Below are 22,222 nucleotides of genomic sequence, written 5' to 3'. Positions count from 1 at the left end.
CTTCAGTGAGACGGGTCACCAGCCGCGCAAGGGCTGACCAGGGGCCGAGTGCCCGTGTCCCGCCGAGGAACACTATTGCAAGCAGGTGCTTGCAATAGTTAGCAACGTGCGGCAGGATCGGGGCATGGCATCGCTCAACGTCGGAAATCTCGGCGCGTACCTGCGCGAGCAGCGGAGGCAGGCCCAGCTCTCGCTGCGGCAGCTCGCCGACGCCGCGGGGGTGTCGAATCCGTACCTGAGCCAGATCGAGCGCGGGCTGCGCAAGCCGAGCGCGGACATCCTCCAGCAGCTCGCGAAAGCGCTGCGGATCTCCGCGGAGACGCTGTACGTGCAGGCCGGGATCCTGGACGAGCGGGACCGGGACGAGGTGGAGACGCGTGCCGCCATCCTGGCCGACCCGTCGATAAACGAGCGGCAGAAGCAGGTGCTGCTCCAGATCTACGAGTCCTTCCGCAAGGAGAACGCCCTCGACGCCGATGGCGACGGTGCGGAGAGCGACGAGATGCCGTCCACGAACTGAACTGTGATCCGGGAGGACCAGCAGCATGGCCATCGCCGATGACCTGAAGAAGACCCTCGCCGACCCCACCCCCCTCTACTTCGCCGCCGGCACCGCGGACCTCGCCGTGCAGCAGGCCAAGAAGGTGCCGGCCCTGATCGAGCAGCTGCGGGCCGAGGCGCCGGCGCGCATCGAGGCCGTGCGCAACACCGACCCCAAGGTCGTGCAGGAGAAGGCCAAGCAGGCCCAGGACGTGGTGACCGCCAAGGTCGCCGAGGTGCTGGGCGCGTTCGACCCGAAGAAGCTCGGCGAGACCGCGCAGGACCTCGCGCTGCGCGGGGTCGGCGTCGCCGCCGAGTACGCGGTGCGCGCCAAGGAGACGTACGACAAGGTCGCCGAGCACGGTGAGCAGGCCGTGCGCGCCTGGCGCGGCGAGGTCTCCGAGGAGATTGTCGAGATCGCCGGGGCCGTGGAGCCGGACCCGAAGCCGGAGGCGGAGGCGTCGGCCGAGGAGCCCGCGGCGGCCGAGGACGACAAGCCGGCCGCCAAGAAGCCCGCCGCGCGCAGGAGCACGGCCAAGAAGCCGGCCGCCGCCGCGGCGGCGGGCGACGAGAGCTGAGCGGGAAGCCGAGCGGGGAGCCGGGCGGCCGCGCGGCGCGCGCCACCGGACGGCCGGGCCGGGCACCTTCGGGGTGTCCGGCCCGTTCTATGGGTAGCGTGGGGGCACGGGAGCGTTTGCGCTCCGCGAGCAGCACCGCGGCACCGAAGCACCGAAGCACCCGAGCAACGAAGCGCTGACGCGTCAGAGGCGGTAGACGACATGTTGATGGAGAGGTTCGATTCCCTCTTTGTGCTGTTCGACATCGGCATGCTGCTGTTCGCCGTCGTCGCCTGCGTCATCGCGGTGGGCGCGCGCAGTGACGCCTACCGCGCGGCCGACAAGCAGTCCAAGACGTTCTGGGGCGTCGTCCTCGGCCTCACGGTCCTCTTCGACTTCCTGGTCTTCTGGGGCTACCTCAGGGGGATGCTGTTCCTCCAGATCGCCGGTCTGATCGCGACGATCATCTTCATGGTGGACGTGCGGCCCGCCCTGAAGCAGGTGTCGGGCGGCGGCCGGCGCCGGGGCGGCAGCAGCAGCGACGGGCCCTACGGCCCGTACAACGGCAACCGTTAGGCCCGGTCGTCACTGTCCCACGGACACGCCCTGCTCCGGACCCGGTGCCCGGACGGAGCCCGACGCGCGGTCGAGGAGGACGACGGCCACGTCGTCGGTCAGCTCGCCGCCGTTGAGGCGGCGGGCCTCGGTGACGGCCGCCTCCAGCAGGCCCTCCCCGCGCAGGCCACGGGTCAGGTGCCGGTTGATCATCTCGACCATGCCGTCCTGGCCCAGCCGCTCGCGGCCCTCCCCGATCCGGCCCTCGATCAGGCCGTCGGTGTACAGCATCAGGCTCCATGTGCCGCCCAGCTCCACCTGGCGGCGCGGCCAGCGGGCGTGGGGGAGCAGCCCGAGGGCCGGGCCGCTGTTCTCGTACGGCAGCAGCCGCGCCGGGCGCCCCGGCCGGGCTATCAGCGGGGCCGGGTGGCCGGCCAGGCACAGGCCGGCCCGGCGGCCGTCCGGGGAGATGTCGACCGTGCAGACCGTCGCGAAGATCTCCTCGCAGGGGCGCTCGGCCTCCAGCACCTGCTGGAGCGTGGACAGCAGCGCGTCGCCGCACAGGCCCGCCAGCGTCAGCGCCCGCCAGGCGATCCGCAGCTCCACGCCGAGGGCCGCCTCGTCCGGGCCGTGGCCGCAGACGTCGCCGATCATCGCGTGGACCGTGCCGTCCGGGGTGCGGACGGTGTCGTAGAAGTCCCCGCCGAGCAGGGCCCGGCTGCGGCCGGCGTGGTAGCGGGCGGCGAAGCGGAGGTCGGAGCCCTCCAGGAGGGGGTTGGGGAGCAGGCCGCGCTCCAGGCGGGCGTTCTCCTGGGCCCGGAGTTTCGATTCCGCGAGCTTGTACTGCGCGATGTCGGCCCGCTTGCGCTCGACGGCGTAGCGGATGGCGCGGCTCAGCAGCCGCTCGTCCAGCTCGTCGCGGAAGAGGAAGTCCTGCGCGCCGACCCGTACCGCCTCGGCGGCCCGCTCGGCGTCGGCCTCGGCCGTCAGGACGAGCACGGCGTGGCGCGGCGCGATACGGAGCACCTCGCGGAGGGTGGCCAGCTCGTCGACCGCGGTGTCGGCGCCCGCCGTACGGGTGCCGGGGCCGCCCGGCAGCGCCAGGTCGAGCAGGATGCAGTGGACGTCCGGCGTGAGGAGACGCGTCGCCTCGGTGAGGTTGCGGGCGTTCCGCAGCCGGATGCGGTGACCGTCGGCGTCGAGGATCTCCGGGACGGTGAGACCGCCGGCGGGGTCGTCCTCGATCACCAGCAGGGTCAGGGCCTGCGGTGCGGCTGCGGTATGCGAGGCGGACAGAACGGCCTGACCGCTCTCCACGGCCGGGGTGTCCCTCTGCCGCGGTACGGGTACGGGCATCGTTTCCGGTTCCTTCCCTCCCCCCGAGGCTGCGCTCGTGGCAGACCCTAGCGGGAGCGGACGGGCCAGCGGAATGCCATGGCCGGCCCCGGCCCCCGGCATATGCCGTTATCCGCCGCGAAGTCCCAGGTCGCGCGATGACGTACATCACGGTCCGGCAACGTCACAGGCCCACGCCACCCACGGACTCCCCGCACCCTCCGCACTCCCGCGACTCCCTTCCGTGCCCCCGGCTCCGTGGCGAGCGCCGCACGCGGTCCCGACCCCGGCTTCCCGACCCCGGCTTCCCGGCCCCGGCTGCTCGGGCCCGGCTGCTCGGGCCGGCTTCTCGGGCCGGCTTCTCGGCGGGAGGCTTTCGCCCGGCCCGCTACGCCTCCGGGCGGACGATGGCCTTGATGGGCATCGAGCCCGCGCCCGCCATCGTGATGTTGCGGCCGGGGCGGGGGGCGTGGACCATCGCGCCGTCGCCGACGTACAGGGCGACATGGCTCGCGTCGTCGAAGTAGATGATCAGGTCGCCGGGCCGCATGTCCTTGACCGCGACCTTCGGCAGCAGCCGCAGCTGCTCCTGCGAGGTCCGCGGGATGCCCTTGCCCGCCGCCCGCCACGCCTGCGAGGTCAGCCCCGAGCAGTCGAAGGACCCCGGCCCCTGCGCACCCCACGCGTACGGCTTGCCTATCTGGGCGGTGGCGAACTGCACGGCCTTCTTCCCGGCGTCCGTGGCCGTGCCGTTGATCTCCTTCAGCACGCCCGTGGACAGCCAGGCCGTCTGCGCCTTGTACTGCGCTTCCTGCTCGAGCTGGAGCAGCCGGGCCTTCTCCTCGGCCTCCAGCTTGCTCTCCAGCTCCTCCGCCGCCTTGATCTTGGTCTCGACCTGCTTCTTCGCCTCTTCCGCCTTGACCCGGTTGGCCTCCAGCGTCTGCCAGCGCATGCTCGCGTCGATGGCGTACTGCTGCAAGTCCTTCTGCGTCCGCGTCAGTTCGGTGACCGTGTCCGCCGTGGCCTTCTGGCCCTGGCGCAACAGGTCGGCGCCGATGAGGAACTGGCTCGGATTGCTGCTCAGCGCCAGCTGCGCGCTCGGCGGCATGCCGCCCGAGCGGTACTGGGCGCGCGCGGCCGCCCCCGCCTTGTTCTTCAGCGTGGCGATCCGCTCCTGCCCCTCCTGCACCTTCTTCGCGATCTCGACGATCTTCTCGGACTGCGCCTTGGCCTCGCTCTCGGCGAGGTTGTACGCGTCCGTGGCGGTGCCGGCCTGGCGGTAGAGCTCCTCTATCTCCTTGCGGACCTGCTCCAGCGACTTGCCCCCGCGCGCCCCGGGCCCGGCGGGCGTCGTGGAAGGGGTGCCGCCCGGCGACGTGGCACCCGGTGACGTGCCGCCCGGCGTCGTACGGCCGGGCGCCGGCGGGGGAGTGGGTGCGGCGTAGGCCGTCCCCGAGATCCCCGTGACGCCGGTGACCGCCACTATGGCCATGGCGCAGAGCAGTGTGAGCGCCGATGCGCCGTGCAGCCGCAGCCGTCGGTTCATGGTCCGGACCCCCCAGCAGATCTGACTATCCGTCAGTAGCTTCCATCACCCCGGGGATGGTGGCACGACTCGGCGAAATCCAACAGACGTGTGGATGTCATTCCGGATCATGTCCCGCTCCCCCACGCGGCTCAACGGGCCGCATCCGCTCCCGGTTCCCCCACCGGCCACGCTCACCCGTTCGGACGCAGCGCGTCCCATCGCACCGTCAGTTCCCCCTGCCGCCACCGCCGCGGACCGTCCGTCAGCGGCCAGTCCGCCGCCAGCGACCGCGCCGTACGGATCCACCGCTGCCGGGCGCCCAGCGACGCGTACGGCGCGGCCGCCGCCCACGCGCGGTCGAAGTCCCGCAGGAACGCGTGCACCGCTTCCCCCAGCACGTTCCGGTGGATCAGCGCCTTCGGCAACCTCTCCGCCAGGTCCGACGGGCGCTCCAAGGAGCCCAGCCGGGTCGCGAACGTCACCGTGCGCGCCCCCTCGGGCCCCAGTGCGACCCACACGTGCCGCCGCCCGATCTCGTCACAGGTCCCCTCGACCAGCAGGCCGCCCGGCGCCAGCCGTGCGCACAGCCGCCCCCAGACCTCCTCGACCTGCTGCTCGTCGTACTGCCGCAGCACGTTCGCCGCCCGGATCAGCGCCGGCCGCTCCCCGCCGTCCAGCGGCACCTCGAACCCGCCGTGCCGGAAGGTCAGCCCGTCCCGCTCGTACGGCTTGGCGCCCGTGACCCGCGCCGGTTCGATCTCGATGCCGACGACCCGCACGCGCGGGGCCGCCACCCGCAGCCGGGACAGCAGCTCGACCGCCGTCCACGGAGCCGCCCCGTACCCCAGGTCCACGGCGACCGGCGCATCCGCGCGCCGCAGCGCGGGCCCGTGCGTGACGGCGATCCAGCGGTCCATGCGGCGCAGCCGGTTCGGATTGGTCGTCCCGCGCGTCACCGTGCCCACGGGGCGGCTCGGGGGAGGGGTGCGGGGGGCCATGAGCCGAGAGTAAGCGGAGTGACCCGCCCCGATAAAAATCCGGCAAACCGCGGAGCAATCCGGTCCGGGCGGAATGCCGGGCGGGTCCGTGCTGGTTGCACCTGGCGAAAGGGCGCCGCCGGCGTTCCTTCAGCGATGCCCGTCAGTACCAGTCAGTACCAGTCAGTACCCAGTACCTGTCAGTACCCAGTACCTGTCAGTACCCAGTACTGCCGGTACCCGTCAGTGCCCGTTCCGTACCCACCAGCCGCTCCAGATGCCCCGACCGAGAGGACTGCTCCCTTGAGTCAGTACGTGTCCCGGCTCGGAGGCAGGCTCGCCGCCGGCCGCATGGCCCGCCACACCGACGGCCCCCGCCTGCGCCTGCCCGCCGTCGGGCACCACCGCAAGCCGCGCCGCGTGGCCATGCTCAGCGTCCACACCTCGCCCCTGCACCAGCCCGGTACGGGCGACGCGGGCGGCATGAACGTCTACATCGTCGAGCTCGCCCGCCGGCTGGCCGCGATCAACATCGAGGTCGAGATCTTCACGCGTGCCACGGCCGGCGGCCTCCCGCCCGCCGTCGAGCTCGCGCCCGGCGTGCTCGTACGGCACGTCGACGCCGGTCCGTACGAGGGCCTGGCCAAGGAGGAGCTGCCCGCCCAGCTGTGCGCCTTCACCCACGGCGTCATGCAGGCGTGGGCCGGCCACCGCCCCGGCTACTACGACCTCGTCCACTCCCACTACTGGCTCTCCGGCCACGTCGGCTGGCTCGCCGCCCAGCGCTGGGGCGTACCGCTCGTGCACGCCATGCACACCATGGCCAAGGTCAAGAACGCCGCGCTGGCCGCGGGCGACACGCCCGAGCCGGCCGCCCGCGTCATCGGCGAGACCCAGATCGTGGCCGCGGCCGACCGGCTGATCGCCAACACCGCCGAGGAGGCCGACGAGCTCGTACGCCACTACGACGCCGACCCCGGCAAGGTCGCCGTCGTCCACCCCGGCGTCAACCTCGACCGCTTCACCGTCGGCGACGGCCGGGCCGCGGCCCGCGCCCGCCTGGGCCTGCCGCAGGACGCCCTCATACCGCTCTTCGCGGGCCGCATCCAGCCGCTGAAGGCCCCCGACATCCTGCTGCGCGCGGTGGCGGTCCTCGTCGACCAGGACCCCTCGCTGCGCCGCCGGCTCTTCGTCCCCGTCGTCGGCGGGCCCAGCGGCAGCGGGCTCGCCAAGCCCGAGGGGCTGCAGAAGCTCGCCGCCACGCTGGGCATCGCCGACCTGGTGCACTTCCACCCGCCGGTCGGCCAGGACCGGCTCGCGGACTGGTTCCGGGCCGCGTCCGTGCTGGTCATGCCGTCGTACAACGAGTCCTTCGGGCTCGTCGCGATCGAGGCGCAGGCCACGGGCACGCCGGTGCTCGCCGCCGAGGTCGGCGGGCTGCCGGTGGCCGTCAACGACGGGGTGACCGGCCTGCTCGTACCCGGCCACGACCCGGCCGACTACGCCGCACGGCTGCGCGCCTTCGCCGACGACCCGGGGCTGGCGGAGCGGATGGGACGGGAGGCGGCGCGGCACGCGCGGTTCTTCGGCTGGGACACCGCCGCGGCCGGCACGGCGGACGTGTACACAGCGGCGATGCATGATCACCGCCGTCGCGTACGCTCCCACCATGGCTGACGTGGCTGACCCCGCCGATCGCTCGGCGATCATCGAGCGCACCCTGACCGACGCCGAGCTGGAGTGGGAATCCCCCGAGCCCGGCTCGTACGTGGTCAAGCTCCCCGGGACGCGCAAGCTGTCGACGACCTGCTCGCTGCTGGTGGGCCGGCACTCGCTGTCCATCAACGCGTTCGTGATCCGGCATCCGGACGAGAACGAGGCCGGCGTCCACCGCTGGCTGCTCGAACGCAACCTCAAGCTCTACGGCGTCTCGTACGCCGTGGACCAGCTCGGCGACGTCTACCTGGCGGGCAAGCTCCCGCTGTCCGCGGTCACCCCCGACGAGCTGGACCGTCTCTTCGGCGTCGTCCTGGAGGCGGCGGACGGCGGCTTCAACACGCTGCTGGAACTGGGCTTCGCGAGCGCGATCCGCCGCGAGTACGCCTGGCGCGTCTCGCGCGGAGAACCCACCCACAACCTCGACGCGTTCCGCCACCTGACCCAGCCGTCCCGCTGACCGGGGGCCCCTGCCCCTGACCCCGGAGCCGGCCCCTACCCCTACCCCTACCCCTGGACCCGAGCCGGCTCCGGCTCCGCCCCCGTGGCCGGTCCCGCGCCCCCGGCCGTTCCCGCGCCCCCGGCCGGTCCCGCCACCACCGCCCCCTCCGCCGCCGGTTCCGTCTCCGCCGGAAGGTCGCGCATCAGCGCCCAGTACCCCAGGCCCGCCACCGTCCCCAGCACTCCCGTGGCCGCCCACAGCCACCCCGCCCCGTACCGGTCGATCACGAAGCCCGCCATCAGCGGGGCCACCAGCGAGGCGACCGCCCACGACATCGTGTAGACGCCCTGGTAGCGGCCGCGTCCGTGGACCGGGGACATCCGGACGACCAGGCCCATCTGGGTCGGGGAGTTCACGATCTCCGCCAGCGTCCAGACGAGCACGGTCAGCGCGTACGCCCACAGCGAGCCCGCGAAGGCGGTCAGCGCGAAGCCGTAGCCGGCCAGGACCGACGAGACGACCAGCAGCTTCTGCGGGTCACGGTGCTCGATGAGGCGGGTGACCGGGAGCTGGAGGACGACGATCAGGATGCCGTTGACGGCGACGACCAGACCGTAGTCGGCCGGCGAGAAGCCCTCCTGGCCCATGGCCACGGGCAGGCCGACCGAGCCCTGCGTGAAGATCAGCGAGATCAGGAACGACAGGCCGACGATGCCCATGAACCGCCGGTCGCGCAGGACGCCGCCGAGCCGGACCTCGTCCGCGTCGCCCGCACCCCCGCCGGAACGTTCCTTCGCCGCTCCGTCCCCCGCTCCCGTCCCCGCGCGCTCCGGACGGGACTCGGGCAGCTTGACGTACACCAGGACCGCGCAGACCAGCGTCAGCGCCGCCTCGCCGAGGAAGCCTGCGAGGTAGCTGTACTCGGCCACGAACCCGGCGGCCGTCGAGCTGATCGCGAAGCCGAGGTTGATCGCCCAGTAGTTCAGCGCGAACGCCCGCACCCGGTCCTCGGGCCGGACGATGTCGGCCATCATCGCCTGCACCGCCGGGCGCGAGGCGTTGGAGGTCATGCCGACCAGCAGGGCCACCGCCGCGATCGCGGCCGGGTGCTCCATGAAGCCGAGCAGGGCCACCGAGAACGCGGTCGAGGCCTGCGCCGCCAGCAGCGTGGGCCGGCGCCCCAGCCGGTCCGTCATCACGCCCGCGACCAGCGAGGAGATGACCCCGCCCAGGCCGTGCAGGGCGACGACGAGGCCCGCGAAGAAGGCGGAGTAGCCGCGGTCCAGGGTCAGGTACATCGTCATGAAGGTGGCGACGAAGGCCCCGAGGCGGTTCACCAGGGTGCTCGTCCACAGCCACCAGAAGGTGGGCGGCAGGCCGGACACGCTCTCGCGCGCCGCCCGTCTCACAGAGGCAACGGACATACGGAAATCCCCCCGGCGGCGTCAAAGGCGGCGTGACAGGCGTAAGTGGCGCTCAACAGGGCCGCACGTTACAGACGGCCTCGTGACCCCCGCCAGTGAATTGACGCCGCCCGTCAATCCACCGGGCCCCGGCGCCGCGCGCGAGCGGTCCGGCCCGTCCATTAGGCTCGTACGCATGGCCGACGCACCGTACAAGCTGATCCTCCTCCGCCACGGCGAGAGCGAGTGGAACGCGAAGAACCTGTTCACCGGCTGGGTGGACGTCAACCTCAACGAGAAGGGCGAGAAGGAGGCGGTCCGCGGCGGTGAGCTGCTCAAGGACGCCGGCCTGCTGCCCGACGTGGTCCACACGTCCCTCCAGAAGCGCGCCATCCGCACCGCGCAGCTCGCCCTGGAGTCCGCCGACCGCCACTGGATCCCGGTCCACCGCTCCTGGCGCCTGAACGAGCGCCACTACGGTGCGCTCCAGGGCAAGGACAAGGCCCAGACCCTCGCCGAGTTCGGCGAGGAGCAGTTCATGCTGTGGCGCCGCTCCTACGACACCCCGCCGCCGGCCCTCGAGGACGGCACCGAGTTCTCGCAGTCCGAGGACCCGCGCTACGCGACGATCCCGCCGGAGCTGCGCCCGAAGACGGAGTGCCTGAAGGACGTCGTCGTCCGCATGCTCCCGTACTGGTACGACGGCATCGTCCCGGACCTCCTCGCGGGCCGCACGGTCCTGGTCGCCGCGCACGGCAACAGCCTGCGCGCCCTGGTCAAGCACCTGGACGGCATCTCGGACGCCGACATCGCGGGCCTGAACATCCCCACCGGCATCCCGCTCTCCTACGAGCTCGACGCCGACTTCAAGCCCCTCAACCCGGGCGGCACCTACCTCGACCCGGCGGCCGCCGCGGCCGCGATCGAAGCCGTCAAGAACCAGGGCAAGAAGAAGTAAGCACCGCGATCATGCCCCCGACCTGCGCACACGGCGCAGGTCGGGGGCATTCGTTTGCGTGCGGCGGTGCACATCCGCTCAAGCCGCCGGGGAGCCGTAGCCGGCTGGCGGCCGCAGGTCACACCGACGCCCCCGGCCGCGGATCGTTTCGCGGGCGGGGGCGTCGGTGGGGGGTGGGCCGGGTCAGCCGCACTGGCACGGGGCGCCGGACTGGCAGCCGCAGCCGCAGCCCGAGCCGCAGCCGCACGCCGCCAGCAGTGGCAGGCGCACGGGTTCGGTTGCGTCCTGCTGGTCATGCTCCGGGGTGATGGGGACGGGGGAATCGGGCATGGTTCCTCCTCGCAGGCGTACGGGGTCGGGTCGTACTGCCTTTCGCCTCATTCATGCCCAGCCGCACCGGCGCGTCAACGGCGCATTGGGGCTCGCACCCCTCAGACGCCCTCGACCGTGATCGGCGGCTGCAGCTCGTCCGCGTGCTCGCCCGTCACCAGGTAGACGACGCGCTTGGCCACCGACACCGCGTGGTCGGCGAAACGCTCGTAGTAGCGGCCCAGCAGCGTGACGTCCACGGCCGTCTCGATGCCGTGCTTCCAGCGGTCGTCCATCAGGTGCTGGAACAGCGTGCGGTGCAGCTGGTCCATCTCGTCGTCGTCCGTCTCCAGCTGGAGCGCCAGGTCGACGTCCTTGGTGATGATGACCTCGGCCGCCTTCGCCATCAGGCGCTGCGCGAGCTGGCCCATCTCCAGGATCGTCGCGTGCAGGTCCCGCGGCACCGCGGTGTCCGGGAAGCGCAGCCGCGCCAGCTTCGCCACGTGCTGCGCCAGGTCGCCGGAGCGCTCCAGGTCGGCGCTCATGCGCAGCGAGGTCACCACGATGCGCAGGTCGGTCGCGACCGGCTGCTGCCGGGCGAGCAGCGCGATGGCCCGCGCCTCCAGGTCGTGCTGCAGGTCGTCGACCTTCTGGTCCGCCGCGATCACGCTCTCGGCGAGCTTCAGGTCGGCGTCGAGCATGGCCGTCGTCGCCCGCCCGATCGCGGAACCGACCAGCCGTGCCATTTCGACCAGGCCTTCCCCGATCGAGTCCAGTTCCTCGTGGTAAGCGTCCCGCATGGTGGCTGTCCCTCTCTTGCCTTCTCGCCCGGGGGCCGGGGCCGGTTGCCCCACGTTGACACGTTCACCCGGAAACGCGTCCGACTCCGGCATCACAAATGAATCAACTCCGTCGCCACGGTGAACTCTGGGCGACGACTGTTCGAGACGCCACCCGAACGGCTGTGGAACTGTCGTCGTGCCTGCTTAACCTGGATGCATGGACGTGAACGCGGCGGTCGCCGCAGCGGCAGCGATCGCCGGGTTGTGCACCGGCGTGATCGCCATGCTGGCGTTCCGCTGGAGCGAGCGCGACCAGGCCCGCCCGACGCGGAGCGCCATGCGCCCCGACATCAACGCGGTGCTTCCGCCCGGCGTGGACACCGTCCTCTCCGTGCTGCGCTCCTCGGCCGTCGTGCTCGACGAGGGGGACGCGGTCGTCAAGGCCAGCTCCGCCGCGTACGCCCTCGGGCTGGTGCGCGGCGGCAAGCTCGCCGTCGAGCCGATGCTCCACATGGCCCGCGACACCCGCCGCGACGGCGAGATACGGCAGGTCGAGCTGGACCTGCCGCGCCGGGGCACCGGCCGCGGCGAGGCCCTGGCGGTCTCCGCCCGGGTGGCGCCGCTCGGCTCCCGGCTCGTGCTCCTGCTGGTCGAGGACCTCACCGAGGCCCGTCGCATCGAAGCGGTACGGCGCGACTTCGTCGCGAACGTCTCCCACGAGCTCAAGACGCCCGTGGGAGCGCTCTCCCTGCTCTCGGAGGCCGTCATGGACGCCTCCGACGACCCCGAGGCGGTCATGCGCTTCGCCGGCCGCATGCAGATCGAGGCGACCCGCCTGACCAACCTGGTCCAGGAGCTCATCGACCTCTCCCGGGTCCAGAACGACGACCCGCTGGAGGACGCGGAACCCGTACGGGTGGACACGCTGGTGGCCGAGGCCATCGACCGCTGCCGCCACACGGCGTCCTCCAAGCAGATCACCATGGCCTCGGGCGGCACCGCCGACCTGCGGGTCCGGGGCAACCGCGGCCAGCTCGCGGCGGCCCTGGGCAACCTCGTGGAGAACGCGGTGAACTACAGTCCGGCCCGCACCCGGGTCGGGATAGCCGCTCGCCGCGTCGCCGCACAGGGCGGGGACCTGATCGAGATCGCCGTGACCGACCAGGGCATCGGCATCCCCGAGAAGGACCGGGAGCGCATCTTCGAGCGCTTCTACCGCGTCGACCCGGCCCGCTCCCGTGCCACCGGCGGGACCGGCCTGGGCCTCGCGATCGTGAAGCACGTGGCCGCCTCGCACGGCGGGGAGGTCACGGTGTGGAGCTCCGAGGGTCAGGGCTCCACGTTCACCCTGCGGCTTCCGGAGGCTGCCGCACCGGCTCCGGCCAGACCCGTGCCCCAACCAGAACCTGCCACCACCCCTGCCCCGGAGGTCCTTCCGTGACCCGAGTGCTCGTCGTCGAGGATGAGGAATCCTTCAGCGACGCCCTGTCCTACATGCTCCGCAAGGAGGGCTTCGAGGTCGCCATCGCCGCGACCGGGCCCGACGGGCTGGACGAGTTCGAGCGCAACGGCGCCGACCTCGTTCTCCTGGACCTGATGCTGCCCGGGCTGCCCGGCACCGAGGTCTGCCGCCAGCTGCGCGGCCGCTCGAACGTGCCCGTCATCATGGTGACCGCCAAGGACAGCGAGATCGACAAGGTCGTCGGGCTGGAAATAGGAGCCGACGACTACGTGACCAAGCCCTTCTCCTCGCGGGAGCTGGTCGCCCGCATCCGCGCGGTGCTGCGGCGCCGTGGCGAGCCGGAGGAGGTCACCCCGGCGGCCCTGGAGGCCGGCCCGGTGCGGATGGACGTCGACCGCCACGTGGTGACGGTCGCGGGTGCGAAGGTGGACCTCCCGCTGAAGGAGTTCGACCTCCTGGAGATGCTGCTGCGCAACGCGGGCCGCGTGCTCACCCGCATGCAGCTGATCGACCGGGTCTGGGGCGCGGACTACGTCGGAGACACCAAGACCCTCGACGTCCACGTCAAGCGCCTGCGCGCCAAGATCGAGCCGGACCCGGGCGCGCCGCGCTACCTGGTCACGGTGCGCGGTCTCGGCTACAAGTTCGAGCCGTAGACCGGCCGGCCGGCCGACCGGCCGCGGAGCGGATCTGAGCCCCGACCGCACGTGTACGACGAGGAGGGCCCCACCCGGTGATCCGGGTGGGGCCCTCCTCGTATGTCCGCTTGCGGCGCGTCAGTGGCCGGCGCCGGTCGAGGCCGAGCCCGAGGGGGTGCCCGAGGGGGAGCCCGACGGGGTGCCGGTGGCACCGCCCGCCGGCTTCGACGGCGTACCCGAGGGGCTGCCCGACGGCGACGCGCCGGGGCCGGTGGACGGGGTGCCCGAGGGGTTCGCGCCCGCGGCCGGGGAGGCCGCCGGGGCCTCGGACGGGCCGTAGGCCGCGTAGTAGCCGGTGGACGGGACGACGAAGGCCTCCAGCGCGACGTCACCGGTGGAGCTCAGCTGGAAGACGACCTTCTGCGCGTCGCCGTCCTGTACGGCCTCGCGGCCGCCCTCGATCACGGCCGAGGCGTTGCCCTTGCCGCCCAGGACCACCGAGCCGCCGGCCGGGACGGTGATCTTGCCGCCGCCCGTCGCGGGCTTCAGCTCGACCTTGCCCTTGGCACCCGGGAGGGTGATCGAGTCAAGGGTCTGCGGCTTGTCGCCGGCGTTGAAGACGGTCGCCGACACGACGGCCGGGCCCTTCTTCTCCTTCTCGCCCTGGGTGATCACCAGAGCGTTCTGGATCTTGATGTCGCCCTTGGTGACCGCCGCGTTGTCCGGCTTGATCCCCAGCGTCTGTGCGTTGTTGCCCGCGGCGCAGGCGGCGAGCGATCCGATCGAGAACACGGTGGCGACGGCGGCGAGGGCGCCGCGTCGAAGGCTGCGGCTCACGGCGGCGGCAACTCCTTGGACGTACGGACGGAGGGTCGTGGAGGCGGGAGGTAAAGCCGCCCTAAGGGTGTGTCAGCGCGCTTAGGTTACCGAGCCGCCACCCCGCCCCCGCACCCGACCCTCCGGCCACGGTGACCGGGCGGTTCGCCCGGCCGTGCAGGGGGTTCGCGCGACCGCCCTTGCGGACGTGTTCGTTTATCGGCCGGCGGCCACTCCTGATCCACTGCTGATCCACTCCCGATCCACCGATGATCAATTTCCGGGATTCCTTCGAACGGTGCTTCGTGATCAATTCCGGATTGGGCCGGAACCCGATCGGTACGGTGTCCCGCCAGTCGGACGGAGTAGTTCGGTATCGCGCCTTCGAAACCGGCAAAACGGGACGTACATCACGTCGGCGGGGTCGCCCGTCAGGTGTAACGTGGTCGTTTCCCCCCGTCCGCGTAGCGCCTCCGACCTGCGAATACCCCCTTCCGGAAGCCCTCCGCAGCACGTCCCCGGCGCTGTTGTCAAGCCCTGAGATATGCCCTGACCTGCGAAAACGCCATTCAGAACAGTCAGTTCTCGTGTTACCCTGGATAGCCACGGAAGGGGTACCTGTCACATGACGTTCAAGGTTGGCGACACCGTGGTCTATCCCCATCACGGGGCCGCGCTGATCGAGGCCATCGAAACTCGCCAGATCAAAGGCGTGGACAAGACCTACTTGGTGCTCAAGGTCGCCCAGGGCGACCTGACGGTTCGTGTGCCTGCGGACAATGCGGAGTTCGTCGGCGTTCGCGATGTAGTCGGCCAGGACGGGCTGGACCGGGTCTTCAAGGTGCTTCGTGCACCGTACGCCGAAGAGCCGACGAACTGGTCCCGGCGCTACAAGGCAAATCTGGAGAAGCTCGCTTCTGGCGATGTCATCAAGGTCGCCGAAGTGGTGCGCGACCTGTGGCGTCGTGAGCGCGAGCGCGGGCTGTCCGCGGGTGAGAAGCGCATGCTCGCGAAGGCGCGTCAGATTCTGGTGAGCGAGCTCGCGCTCGCGGAGAACACCAACGAGGACAAGGCCGAGGCCCTCCTCGACGAGGTCCTCGCGTCCTGACGCGACGAACCGTTCCACACAGTGTGCCGCGGTGCCCGATGACCGTGCCTCTCATGTCCTCACCGGACTGAGGGGCCTGTCGCCGGGCGCTGCGGCATGTCTGGTTTCTTCACCCCACGCGCCTACCGCACGCCACGCGCCTGCCGCACGCCACGCGTTCCCACCCGGCGCGTCCTTCGTTCCCTGGTGTGCCGGGTCCGGGCAGCCGGCTCGACCGGTCGTCACGGAAGGGGCGAGGGCAGCGCACCCGGCACCCTTCAGGCCATACCCACGTCGGCCGAAGTCACAAACCTGGCCGAGTTCCCGGAGCTAGCGGAGCCATCCCGATGTATGACGACTCGCGCCCCGAGCGCCCCGCGCCCCCCACGCGTCCCGAGCGCCCCCACCGCACGGCCGCGGTGATCCCCGCCGCCGGCCGCGGCGTACGGCTGGGCCCCGGCGCGCCCAAGGCCCTGCGCGCCCTCGGCGGCACGCCGATGCTGATCCACGCCGTCCGCGCCATGGCCCGCTCCCGCGCCGTCTCGCTCGTGGTCGTCGTCGCGCCGTCCGACGGCGCCGCCGAGGTGAAGAACCTCCTCGACGAGCACGCGCTGCCCGACCGCACCGACATCCTGGTCGTCCCCGGCGGCGACACCCGCCAGGAATCCGTACGCGCGGGCCTGGACGCCCTCCCCGAGGACGTCACCAGCGTCCTCATCCACGACGCCGCCCGCCCGCTCGTCCCCGTCGACACCGTCGACGCGGTCGTCGAGGCCGTCCGCGAGGGCGCGCCCGCCGTCGTACCGGCCCTGCCGCTGGCCGACACCGTCAAGGAGGTCGAGCCCGCCGGCCGGCCCGGCGCGCCCGAACCGGTCGTCGCCACCCCCGAGCGGTCCCGGCTGCGCGCCGTACAGACCCCGCAGGGCTTCGACCGCGCCACCCTGGTCCGCGCCCACGAGACCATCGCCGTCAACGGCGAGGGCGCCACGGACGACGCCGGAATGGTGGAAAAGCTGGGGGTGACCGTCATGGTCGTCCCCGGCCACGAAGAGGCCTTCAAGGTCACCCGCCCGCTCGACCTGGTCCTCGCCGAGGCCGTACTCGCCCGCAGGAGGGCCACCGATGTCTACTGACCCCGCAGCCACCGCGGACGCCGCAGCCACCGCGGACGCCGCGGCTCAGGGAGCTCCGGCCGCCCCGCTCGTCCCGCGCGTCGGCATCGGCACCGACGTCCACGCCTTCGAGCAGGGCCGCGAGCTGTGGTGCGCGGGCCTGCTCTGGGACGGCCCCGAGAACGACGGGTTCGGACTGGCCGGGCACTCCGACGGCGACGTCGCCGCCCACGCCGCCTGCGACGCCCTCTTCTCCGCCGCCGGCGTCGGCGACCTCGGCGCCCACTTCGGCACCTCCCGCCCCGAGTGGTCCGGCGCCTCCGGCGTCACCCTGCTCGCGGAGGCCGCCCGTATCGTCCGCGCCGAAGGCTTCACCATCGGCAATGTGTCGGTGCAGGTCATCGGCGTACGGCCGAAGGTCGGCAAGCGCCGTGACGAGGCCCAGAAGGCGCTCAGCGAGGCGGCCGGCGCCCCCGTCTCCGTCTCCGGCACCACCACCGACGGCCTCGGACTGACCGGCCGCGCCGAAGGACTGGCCGCCATCGCGACCGCCCTGGTGTACCGCACGAGCGGAGCCTGAGCCCCGCAGGCACGGCGCCCGCGCCCCGGTGGCCCTGTGACAACAAACGCGCCCCGCGCCCCGAAAGGGTCGCGGGGCACTGCCGTACGCGCACTACCCTGGATGCCGTGACTATTCGCCTGTACGACACCAGCGCCCGGCAGATCCGCGACTTCACCCCGCTCGTGCCGGGCTGCGTCTCGATCTACCTGTGTGGTGCCACCGTTCAGGCGGCCCCGCACATCGGGCACATCCGCTCCAACCTGAACTTCGACATCATCCGCCGCTGGCTGACCTACCGCGGCTACGACGTCACGTTCGTCCGGAACGTCACCGACATCGACGACAAGATCATCGCGAAGGGCGCCGAGCAGGGCCGCCCCTGGTGGTCGATCGGCTACGAGAACGAGCGCGCCTTCAACGACGGCTACAAGGCCCTGGGTTGCCTCCCGCCGACCTACGAGCCGCGCGCCACCGGCCACGTCCCCGAGATGATCGAGATGATGCGCGGCCTCATCGAGCGCGGCCACGCGTACGAGGCCGACGGCAGCGTCTACTTCGACGTGCGGTCCTTCCCCGGCTATCTGGAGCTGTCCAACCAGGACATCGACGACCTGCGCCAGCCGAAGGAAGAGGGCATCACCGGCAAGCGCGACCCCCGCGACTTCGCCATGTGGAAGGCCTCCAAGCCCGGTGAGCCGGACTGGGAGACCCCGTGGGGCCGCGGCCGTCCCGGCTGGCACCTGGAGTGCTCGGCGATGGCCCACAAGTACCTGGGCAGCGCCTTCGACATCCACGGCGGCGGCCTGGACCTGATCTTCCCGCACCACGAGAACGAGATCGCCCAGGCCAAGGCGTTCGGCGACACGTTCGCGAACTACTGGGTGCACAACGCCTGGGTCACCATGTCCGGCGAGAAGATGTCCAAGTCCCTCGGGAACTCGGTCCTCGTCTCCGAGATGGTCAAGCAGTGGCGCCCGATCGTCCTGCGCTACTACCTCGGCACCCCGCACTACCGCTCGATGATCGAGTACAGCGAGGAGGCCCTGCGCGAGGCGGAGTCCGCCTTCGCGCGCATCGAGGGCTTCGTCCAGCGCGTCGTCGAGAAGGCCGGCGGCCCCGTCGAGCCCGCCGCCGAGGTCCCGCTCGCCTTCGCCGAGGCGATGGACGACGACCTGGGCGTCCCGCAGGCGCTCGCGATCATCCACACCGCGGTCCGGCAGGGCAACAGCGCCCTGGCCGCCGACGACAAGGACTCCGCCATCGCGCGCCTGGCCGAGGTACGGGCCATGCTCGGCGTCCTCGGCCTGGACCCGCTCGACGAGCACTGGGCCGGCGAGTCCGACCGCGGCGACGACCTCCACGGCGCCGTCGACACCCTCGTACGGCTGGTCCTGGACCAGCGCGAGTCCGCTCGCGCCCGCAAGGACTGGCCCGCCGCCGACGCCATCCGCGACCAGCTCCAGCAGTCGGGCCTGGTCATCGAGGACAGCCCGACGGGACCCCGCTGGACGCTCGGCCCGCGCGGCTGAGCACCTCGGGGACCCGCTGAGCCCAGCTGAAGGTGCCGCCCGCCCGGTGGGGGCGGCACACTGGGCATACATACGCACTTTTCTTTACAGATAACAGAGACAGGTAGTCATGGCCGGGAACAGCCAGCGCAGGAACCGTCGCACGTCCAACAAGAAGGGCGCGACGGTCGGCAGCGGTGGCCAGCGTCGCAAGGGCCTCGAGGGCAAGGGCCCCACGCCCAAGGCCGAGGACCGCAAGGGCCACAAGGCGTTCCGCGTCTCCAACGCGATGGCGCGCCAGGCCGCCAAGCGCCGCCCCGCCCCGCGCCGCGGCGGCCCGAAGGGCACCAGCGAGATGGTCGTCGGCCGCAACCCGGTCTTCGAGGCGCTGCGCGACGGCGTTCCGGCCACCACGCTGTACGTGCAGCAGTTCATCGACAACGACGAGCGGGTCCGCGACGCGATCCAGCTCGCCTCCGAGCGCGGCAACATCAACCTGATGGAGGCCCCGCGTCCCGAGCTCGACCGCATGACCAACGGGCTCAACCACCAGGGCCTGGTCCTCCAGGTCCCGCCGTACGAGTACGCGCACCCCGAGGACCTCACCGCCGAGGCGTACGACGAGGGCCAGGACCCGCTGATCGTCGCCCTCGACGGCGTCACCGACCCGCGCAACCTCGGCGCGATCGTCCGCTCCGTCTCCGCCTTCGGCGGCCACGGCGTCGTGATTCCCGAGCGCCGCGCCGCCGGCATGACCGCCGGTGCCTGGAAGACCTCGGCCGGTACCGCCGCCCGTACGCCGGTCGCGCGGGTCACCAACCTGACCCGCGCCCTGCAGGACTACAAGAAGGCCGGCATCACCGTCGTCGGCCTGGCCGCCGAGGGCCAGCACGAGATCGGCGACCTGGAGGCCCTGGGCGGTCCCGTCGTCATCGTCGTCGGTTCCGAGGGCAAGGGCCTGGGCCGGCTCGTCGGCGAGACCTGCGACTACCTGGTGCGGATCCCGATGCCGGGCGGCGCCGAGTCCCTCAACGCCGGTGTGGCCGCCGGTGTGGTCCTGTACGAGGCGGCCCGCCGCCGCGCGTAACCGGTCGGGCGCGTGACCGTCCGGCGCGTGACCCGTACGGTCCGCCGCCGTCCGGTCGGGTTCCGGCCGTTCGGGTCGGGCCCCGCGCGCCAAACCCTCCCGTGCCCGTGTCGCCCGCGCAGGGTGACACGGGTACGCCGGACGGGGCCGGGGGCGCCTCCGAATGGCCGGAAAAGATCGTTTGACGGGCCTCGGACAGATCCCCGAAGTCAAGGCAGTGTCCTAAACACTGATCACTCGGTTAGATGAGTGTGGACACCAGAACGCCCCGGTTCGACGACCAGCCTGCGCTGAGCATGGTCAAGGTGCCGTGCGACCCCGCACAGGTCATCGTCAACCACGCCAGCTTCCGCGTCCGGCTCGCACCGAGCCCGAGCGCGCGTCCCAGGATCCCGGACACTTCAGGCCGTATCCCGGCCCTCAGCGGCGCGGTGGTCGCCGCCGCCGGCGCCACCCGCCGCCGCGCGCCGGTGGTGTGGAGCGGCAAGTCGGGCCCCGGCGGCGACGCCGCGGCTGCCACCGGCGGACTGCTCCAGGCCGTCCGTGAGGCCGGCCGCGGCCACGACGGCTTCGGCGACGGGTTCGACGGCGGCGCCACCCAGGTCATCCCGCGGATCGACCTGGACCACGACCTCGCCGAGGACACCCTCCCCACCCCGACCGTCATCGGCCAGCGCAGCTACGGCGACCCCGACGAGACGCGCGCGATGGCCCCCGTGCGCGATCTGCCGTACGCGCACCAGCCCCCCTACGGCGGCGGTGGCGGTCCGGGCGACGGGCCCGCGGCGGCCGGTGCCGAACGGGCCGGCCGGGCCGGCTCCGACGCGCGCGGGCAGGCCTCGTACTACCCGGGCCGCCGGATGAACCTCGGCGTCGTGCTGCTCCCGCTGCGCGTCTTCCTCGGCTTCATCTCCATCTACGCGGGCATGGGCAAGCTGTGCGACCCCGTCTACTTCGACGGCGGCGAGCGCGGCTCCATGGTCACCTGGCTGCGCACCCTGCACCCGTGGGCCCTCGCCGAGCCGCTGCGCGACTTCGCCCTCGCGCACCCGGTCGGCGCCGGGCTCACGGTGGCCTTCCTCCAGGTCATCGTGGGCGTGCTGACGGTGCTCGGGCTCTGGCAGCGGTTCGCCGCCTGCTTCGGGGCCCTGCTCTCGGCCGCGCTGCTGATGACGGTGAGCTGGAAGACCGTCCCCGCCTACGACGCGCCCGACATCATCTACCTGGCCGCCTGGAGTCCGCTGATCATCGCGGGCGCCCCCGTCTACTCCCTCGACGGGCGGCTCGCCGGCGAGGCCTGGCGCACCCTCGGCCCGCGGTCGGAGGTCTGGCGCCTGCGCCGGCGCGTGCTGCGGCGCGGTGCCGTGATGGCCGCCGTCGTCTGCGGTCTCACGCTGATCGTCGGCTCGCTGCTCGGCGGCGCCGTCCGCTCCACCACCGTGGTCACCGTCCCCGGCCCCGGCCAGGCCCCGTCCAACTACCTGCCGGGCCAGCCCCTTCCGCAGGAGCCCTCGACCTCCCGCAGGCCGGTCCAGCAGCAGCCGGTCGCCCCGGCCCAGCCCTCTGTGAAGCCGTCGGAGCCGGCCAAGGCCGGCCGGAGCACCCCGGGGGCGGTGACCGGCCGCGAGAGCGCCGGCGCCGAGTCCCCGACCGCGACCCGCGGCAGCACCTCCGGCCAGCAGACTCCGCGCACCTCGCCCCGCCAGTCGACCCCGCAGCAGCGGGCGCCGTCCTCGTCGGCGGGCAGCGGCAGCGGCAGCGGCACCCGCGGCGGTGGCGGCGGGGAGTCGCCGTCGAAGCAGCCGGGCCTGGTGGGCGGCCTCCTGGGCGGCTGACCCTCCCGGTTGCCGGTTACCGCTTCCTGGTAACCGGTTGCCGGTTCCGGTTCTCGTCCGGACCGTACGTACGTCAGGGCCCGGTGCGCCGCTCGCGCACCGGGCCCTGACGCGTACGTACGGGCAACACCCGCGGAAGCCCTCAGGGGCCCGTCTGGGCCGCCAACTCCCGTGCGGCCTCGGTCAGGTCCTTCGCCGTGTCGATCGCCCGCCAGTAGGCGCCCTGGGGCAGCGGGAAGCCCGCCAGCCGCCGCTCGCGGGCCAGCCGCGGGAAGGTGGTCCGCTCGTGGTCGCCGAAGTCGGGCAGCAGCGCGGCGAATTCGGGGGCGAAGACGTACACGCCGGCGTTGACGGGATACGGCGACGGCGGGGCCTCGATGAAGTCCAGAACCTGTCCGAACTCGTTGGCCTCCACCACGCCCCACGGCAGCCGGGGCCGGGCCAGCGCCAGCGTGGCCAGGGCGTCGCGTTCCACGTGGAACATGGCCATCTCGCGCAGCGAGAACCGGGTCCAGATGTCGCCGTTCGTCGCGTACCAGGGCCGGTCCGGGTGCGGCAGCCGGGCCGCCGCGAACTTCAGCCCGCCGCCGCGGCCCAGCGGCTCCTTCTCCACCACGGTCGTGACGCGCAGCGGGAGTTCGGCCGACTCCAGCCAGTCCTGCAGGACGCCGGCCAGGTGCCCGCAGGAGACCACGGCGTCCGTGACCCCTTCGGAGGCCAGCCAGGCCAGCTGGTGTCCGATGATCGGCGTGCCGGTGCCCGGGATCTCCACCATCGGCTTGGGCCGGTCGTCCGTATACGGCCGCAGCCGCGAACCCTGGCCACCCGCCAGGACGACGGCCTGGGTGGGGGTGGCCCGGTACGCGGCCGCGGGAACGGACTCGGTGGTGGGGCGGGGCGTCGCGGGAAGGGACGCGGAGGGTTCCGTCATGGCAGCAGCCTAGGCAGCCGTGGGGGCGGCCGGGCCGGGTGACGGCCGTGACGGTGCCGGACGGTGCCGTGGCGGGCCTTCG

General features: G+C 72.4%; 22 protein-coding genes. 14 read left to right on the top strand and 8 right to left on the bottom strand.

Annotated features, from left to right (window positions below; genetic code table 11):
* Positions 1-124: 124 nt before the first annotated feature.
* From ACIPXB_RS26150 to ACIPXB_RS26140, 3 genes are all read left to right on the top strand, one after another.
* Complete coding sequence (locus tag ACIPXB_RS26150) at positions 125-520, top strand: helix-turn-helix domain-containing protein (protein WP_401453814.1); 396 nt, start codon at positions 125-127, stop codon at positions 518-520.
* A 25-nt stretch (positions 521-545) separates the two neighbouring features.
* Positions 546-1,118 (top strand): hypothetical protein, encoded by a 573-nt coding sequence (locus tag ACIPXB_RS26145; RefSeq protein WP_401453813.1) that lies wholly within the window; start codon positions 546-548, stop codon positions 1,116-1,118.
* Between the two features lie 201 nt (positions 1,119-1,319).
* A complete protein-coding gene (locus ACIPXB_RS26140; protein ID WP_401453812.1) occupies positions 1,320-1,673 on the top strand; it encodes a DUF2516 family protein in 354 nt (117 codons plus the stop codon).
* Between the two features lie 9 nt (positions 1,674-1,682).
* Here the strand turns inward: ACIPXB_RS26140 and ACIPXB_RS26135 are convergent, their stop codons facing one another.
* From ACIPXB_RS26135 to ACIPXB_RS26125, 3 genes are all read right to left on the bottom strand, one after another.
* Entirely contained in the window at positions 1,683-3,008 is a 1,326-nt protein-coding gene (locus ACIPXB_RS26135; RefSeq protein ID WP_401453811.1) for a PP2C family protein-serine/threonine phosphatase, read from the bottom strand.
* A 367-nt stretch (positions 3,009-3,375) separates the two neighbouring features.
* Complete coding sequence (locus ACIPXB_RS26130) at positions 3,376-4,533, bottom strand: NlpC/P60 family protein (RefSeq protein WP_401453810.1); 1,158 nt, start codon at positions 4,531-4,533, stop codon at positions 3,376-3,378.
* A 173-nt stretch (positions 4,534-4,706) separates the two neighbouring features.
* The gene (locus ACIPXB_RS26125) at positions 4,707-5,513 is read right to left on the bottom strand and encodes a class I SAM-dependent methyltransferase (RefSeq protein WP_401453809.1); all 807 of its coding nucleotides are present in this window, start codon (positions 5,511-5,513) and stop codon (positions 4,707-4,709) included.
* 282 nt (positions 5,514-5,795) lie between these two features.
* Between ACIPXB_RS26125 and mshA the strand changes: the two genes are divergently transcribed.
* On the top strand, positions 5,796-7,169 hold the full coding sequence (gene mshA, locus ACIPXB_RS26120; protein WP_401453808.1) for a D-inositol-3-phosphate glycosyltransferase: 1,374 nt from the start codon (positions 5,796-5,798) through the stop codon (positions 7,167-7,169).
* The gene (locus ACIPXB_RS26115; protein WP_401453807.1) at positions 7,162-7,668 is read left to right on the top strand and encodes a YbjN domain-containing protein; all 507 of its coding nucleotides are present in this window, start codon (positions 7,162-7,164) and stop codon (positions 7,666-7,668) included. The genes mshA and ACIPXB_RS26115 overlap by 8 nt, the downstream gene beginning before the upstream one ends.
* A gap of 47 nt (positions 7,669-7,715) precedes the next feature.
* Here ACIPXB_RS26115 and ACIPXB_RS26110 read toward each other — a convergent pair whose 3' ends face one another.
* Positions 7,716-9,074, bottom strand: coding sequence for an MDR family MFS transporter (locus ACIPXB_RS26110; protein ID WP_401453806.1), 1,359 nt, complete (start codon positions 9,072-9,074; stop codon positions 7,716-7,718).
* Between the two features lie 175 nt (positions 9,075-9,249).
* Between ACIPXB_RS26110 and ACIPXB_RS26105 the strand changes: the two genes are divergently transcribed.
* On the top strand, positions 9,250-10,011 hold the full coding sequence (locus ACIPXB_RS26105; protein WP_401453805.1) for a phosphoglyceromutase: 762 nt from the start codon (positions 9,250-9,252) through the stop codon (positions 10,009-10,011).
* A 183-nt stretch (positions 10,012-10,194) separates the two neighbouring features.
* Here the strand turns inward: ACIPXB_RS26105 and ACIPXB_RS26100 are convergent, their stop codons facing one another.
* Positions 10,195-10,341 carry a hypothetical protein gene (locus tag ACIPXB_RS26100; RefSeq protein WP_401453804.1) on the bottom strand — a complete coding sequence of 49 codons (147 nt, stop codon included), beginning with the start codon at positions 10,339-10,341 and terminating at the stop codon, positions 10,195-10,197.
* Between the two features lie 101 nt (positions 10,342-10,442).
* Positions 10,443-11,120, bottom strand: coding sequence for a phosphate signaling complex protein PhoU (phoU, locus tag ACIPXB_RS26095; protein WP_401453803.1), 678 nt, complete (start codon positions 11,118-11,120; stop codon positions 10,443-10,445).
* A gap of 199 nt (positions 11,121-11,319) precedes the next feature.
* Here phoU and ACIPXB_RS26090 point away from each other — a divergent pair, with 199 nt between their 5' ends.
* Together ACIPXB_RS26090 and ACIPXB_RS26085 are read left to right on the top strand one after the other, a co-directional pair.
* Positions 11,320-12,543, top strand: coding sequence for a sensor histidine kinase (locus ACIPXB_RS26090; protein ID WP_401453802.1), 1,224 nt, complete (start codon positions 11,320-11,322; stop codon positions 12,541-12,543).
* Positions 12,540-13,220: a response regulator transcription factor gene (locus ACIPXB_RS26085; protein WP_007265514.1), complete on the top strand. Its 681-nt coding sequence runs from the start codon at positions 12,540-12,542 to the stop codon at positions 13,218-13,220. The genes ACIPXB_RS26090 and ACIPXB_RS26085 overlap by 4 nt, the downstream gene beginning before the upstream one ends.
* A gap of 120 nt (positions 13,221-13,340) precedes the next feature.
* Here ACIPXB_RS26085 and ACIPXB_RS26080 read toward each other — a convergent pair whose 3' ends face one another.
* Positions 13,341-14,039, bottom strand: coding sequence for a DUF461 domain-containing protein (locus tag ACIPXB_RS26080; RefSeq protein WP_401453801.1), 699 nt, complete (start codon positions 14,037-14,039; stop codon positions 13,341-13,343).
* Positions 14,040-14,643: 604 nt separating this feature from the next.
* Between ACIPXB_RS26080 and ACIPXB_RS26075 the strand changes: the two genes are divergently transcribed.
* The 6 genes from ACIPXB_RS26075 (at position 14,644) to ACIPXB_RS26050 (ending at position 21,209) form a co-directional block, all read left to right on the top strand.
* Positions 14,644-15,126, top strand: coding sequence for a CarD family transcriptional regulator (locus ACIPXB_RS26075; protein ID WP_401453800.1), 483 nt, complete (start codon positions 14,644-14,646; stop codon positions 15,124-15,126).
* A 326-nt stretch (positions 15,127-15,452) separates the two neighbouring features.
* Positions 15,453-16,238, top strand: coding sequence for a 2-C-methyl-D-erythritol 4-phosphate cytidylyltransferase (gene ispD, locus ACIPXB_RS26070; RefSeq protein WP_401453799.1), 786 nt, complete (start codon positions 15,453-15,455; stop codon positions 16,236-16,238).
* The gene (gene ispF / locus ACIPXB_RS26065) at positions 16,228-16,797 is read left to right on the top strand and encodes a 2-C-methyl-D-erythritol 2,4-cyclodiphosphate synthase (protein WP_401453798.1); all 570 of its coding nucleotides are present in this window, start codon (positions 16,228-16,230) and stop codon (positions 16,795-16,797) included. Before ispD ends, ispF begins: the two co-directional genes overlap by 11 nt.
* 107 nt (positions 16,798-16,904) lie before the next feature.
* On the top strand, positions 16,905-18,308 hold the full coding sequence (gene cysS, locus ACIPXB_RS26060; protein WP_401453797.1) for a cysteine--tRNA ligase: 1,404 nt from the start codon (positions 16,905-16,907) through the stop codon (positions 18,306-18,308).
* A 109-nt stretch (positions 18,309-18,417) separates the two neighbouring features.
* Positions 18,418-19,374 (top strand): 23S rRNA (guanosine(2251)-2'-O)-methyltransferase RlmB, encoded by a 957-nt coding sequence (rlmB, locus tag ACIPXB_RS26055; RefSeq protein WP_401453796.1) that lies wholly within the window; start codon positions 18,418-18,420, stop codon positions 19,372-19,374.
* Positions 19,375-19,619: 245 nt separating this feature from the next.
* Positions 19,620-21,209, top strand: coding sequence for a DoxX family membrane protein (locus ACIPXB_RS26050; protein ID WP_401453795.1), 1,590 nt, complete (start codon positions 19,620-19,622; stop codon positions 21,207-21,209).
* Between the two features lie 142 nt (positions 21,210-21,351).
* Here the strand turns inward: ACIPXB_RS26050 and ACIPXB_RS26045 are convergent, their stop codons facing one another.
* Positions 21,352-22,140 carry an NDP-sugar synthase gene (locus ACIPXB_RS26045; RefSeq protein ID WP_401453794.1) on the bottom strand — a complete coding sequence of 263 codons (789 nt, stop codon included), beginning with the start codon at positions 22,138-22,140 and terminating at the stop codon, positions 21,352-21,354.
* Between the last annotated feature and the right edge of the window lie 82 nt (positions 22,141-22,222).

It is taken from the genome of Streptomyces sp. NPDC090022, from assembly GCF_044748145.1.
Classification (GTDB): domain Bacteria; phylum Actinomycetota; class Actinomycetes; order Streptomycetales; family Streptomycetaceae; genus Streptomyces.
This window is presented reverse-complemented; position numbering and strand designations above follow the sequence as displayed.

Bases quoted from the DNA above. Each gene is read 5' to 3' on its own strand.
- ACIPXB_RS26150 (WP_401453814.1), top strand. From the start codon at position 125: ATGGCATCGCTCAACGTCGGAAATCTCGGCGCGTACCTGCGCGAGCAG.
- ACIPXB_RS26145 (WP_401453813.1), top strand. From the start codon at position 546: ATGGCCATCGCCGATGACCTGAAGAAGACCCTCGCCGACCCCACCCCC.
- ACIPXB_RS26140 (WP_401453812.1), top strand. From the start codon at position 1,320: ATGTTGATGGAGAGGTTCGATTCCCTCTTTGTGCTGTTCGACATCGGC.
- ACIPXB_RS26135 (WP_401453811.1), bottom strand. From the start codon at position 3,008: ATGCCCGTACCCGTACCGCGGCAGAGGGACACCCCGGCCGTGGAGAGC.
- ACIPXB_RS26130 (WP_401453810.1), bottom strand. From the start codon at position 4,533: ATGAACCGACGGCTGCGGCTGCACGGCGCATCGGCGCTCACACTGCTC.
- ACIPXB_RS26125 (WP_401453809.1), bottom strand. From the start codon at position 5,513: ATGGCCCCCCGCACCCCTCCCCCGAGCCGCCCCGTGGGCACGGTGACG.
- ACIPXB_RS26115 (WP_401453807.1), top strand. From the start codon at position 7,162: ATGGCTGACGTGGCTGACCCCGCCGATCGCTCGGCGATCATCGAGCGC.
- ACIPXB_RS26110 (WP_401453806.1), bottom strand. From the start codon at position 9,074: ATGTCCGTTGCCTCTGTGAGACGGGCGGCGCGCGAGAGCGTGTCCGGC.
- ACIPXB_RS26105 (WP_401453805.1), top strand. From the start codon at position 9,250: ATGGCCGACGCACCGTACAAGCTGATCCTCCTCCGCCACGGCGAGAGC.
- ACIPXB_RS26100 (WP_401453804.1), bottom strand. From the start codon at position 10,341: ATGCCCGATTCCCCCGTCCCCATCACCCCGGAGCATGACCAGCAGGAC.
- phoU (WP_401453803.1), bottom strand. From the start codon at position 11,120: ATGCGGGACGCTTACCACGAGGAACTGGACTCGATCGGGGAAGGCCTG.
- ACIPXB_RS26090 (WP_401453802.1), top strand. From the start codon at position 11,320: ATGGACGTGAACGCGGCGGTCGCCGCAGCGGCAGCGATCGCCGGGTTG.
- ACIPXB_RS26075 (WP_401453800.1), top strand. From the start codon at position 14,644: ATGACGTTCAAGGTTGGCGACACCGTGGTCTATCCCCATCACGGGGCC.
- ispD (WP_401453799.1), top strand. From the start codon at position 15,453: ATGTATGACGACTCGCGCCCCGAGCGCCCCGCGCCCCCCACGCGTCCC.
- ispF (WP_401453798.1), top strand. From the start codon at position 16,228: ATGTCTACTGACCCCGCAGCCACCGCGGACGCCGCAGCCACCGCGGAC.
- rlmB (WP_401453796.1), top strand. From the start codon at position 18,418: ATGGCCGGGAACAGCCAGCGCAGGAACCGTCGCACGTCCAACAAGAAG.
- ACIPXB_RS26050 (WP_401453795.1), top strand. From the start codon at position 19,620: ATGAGTGTGGACACCAGAACGCCCCGGTTCGACGACCAGCCTGCGCTG.
- ACIPXB_RS26045 (WP_401453794.1), bottom strand. From the start codon at position 22,140: ATGACGGAACCCTCCGCGTCCCTTCCCGCGACGCCCCGCCCCACCACC.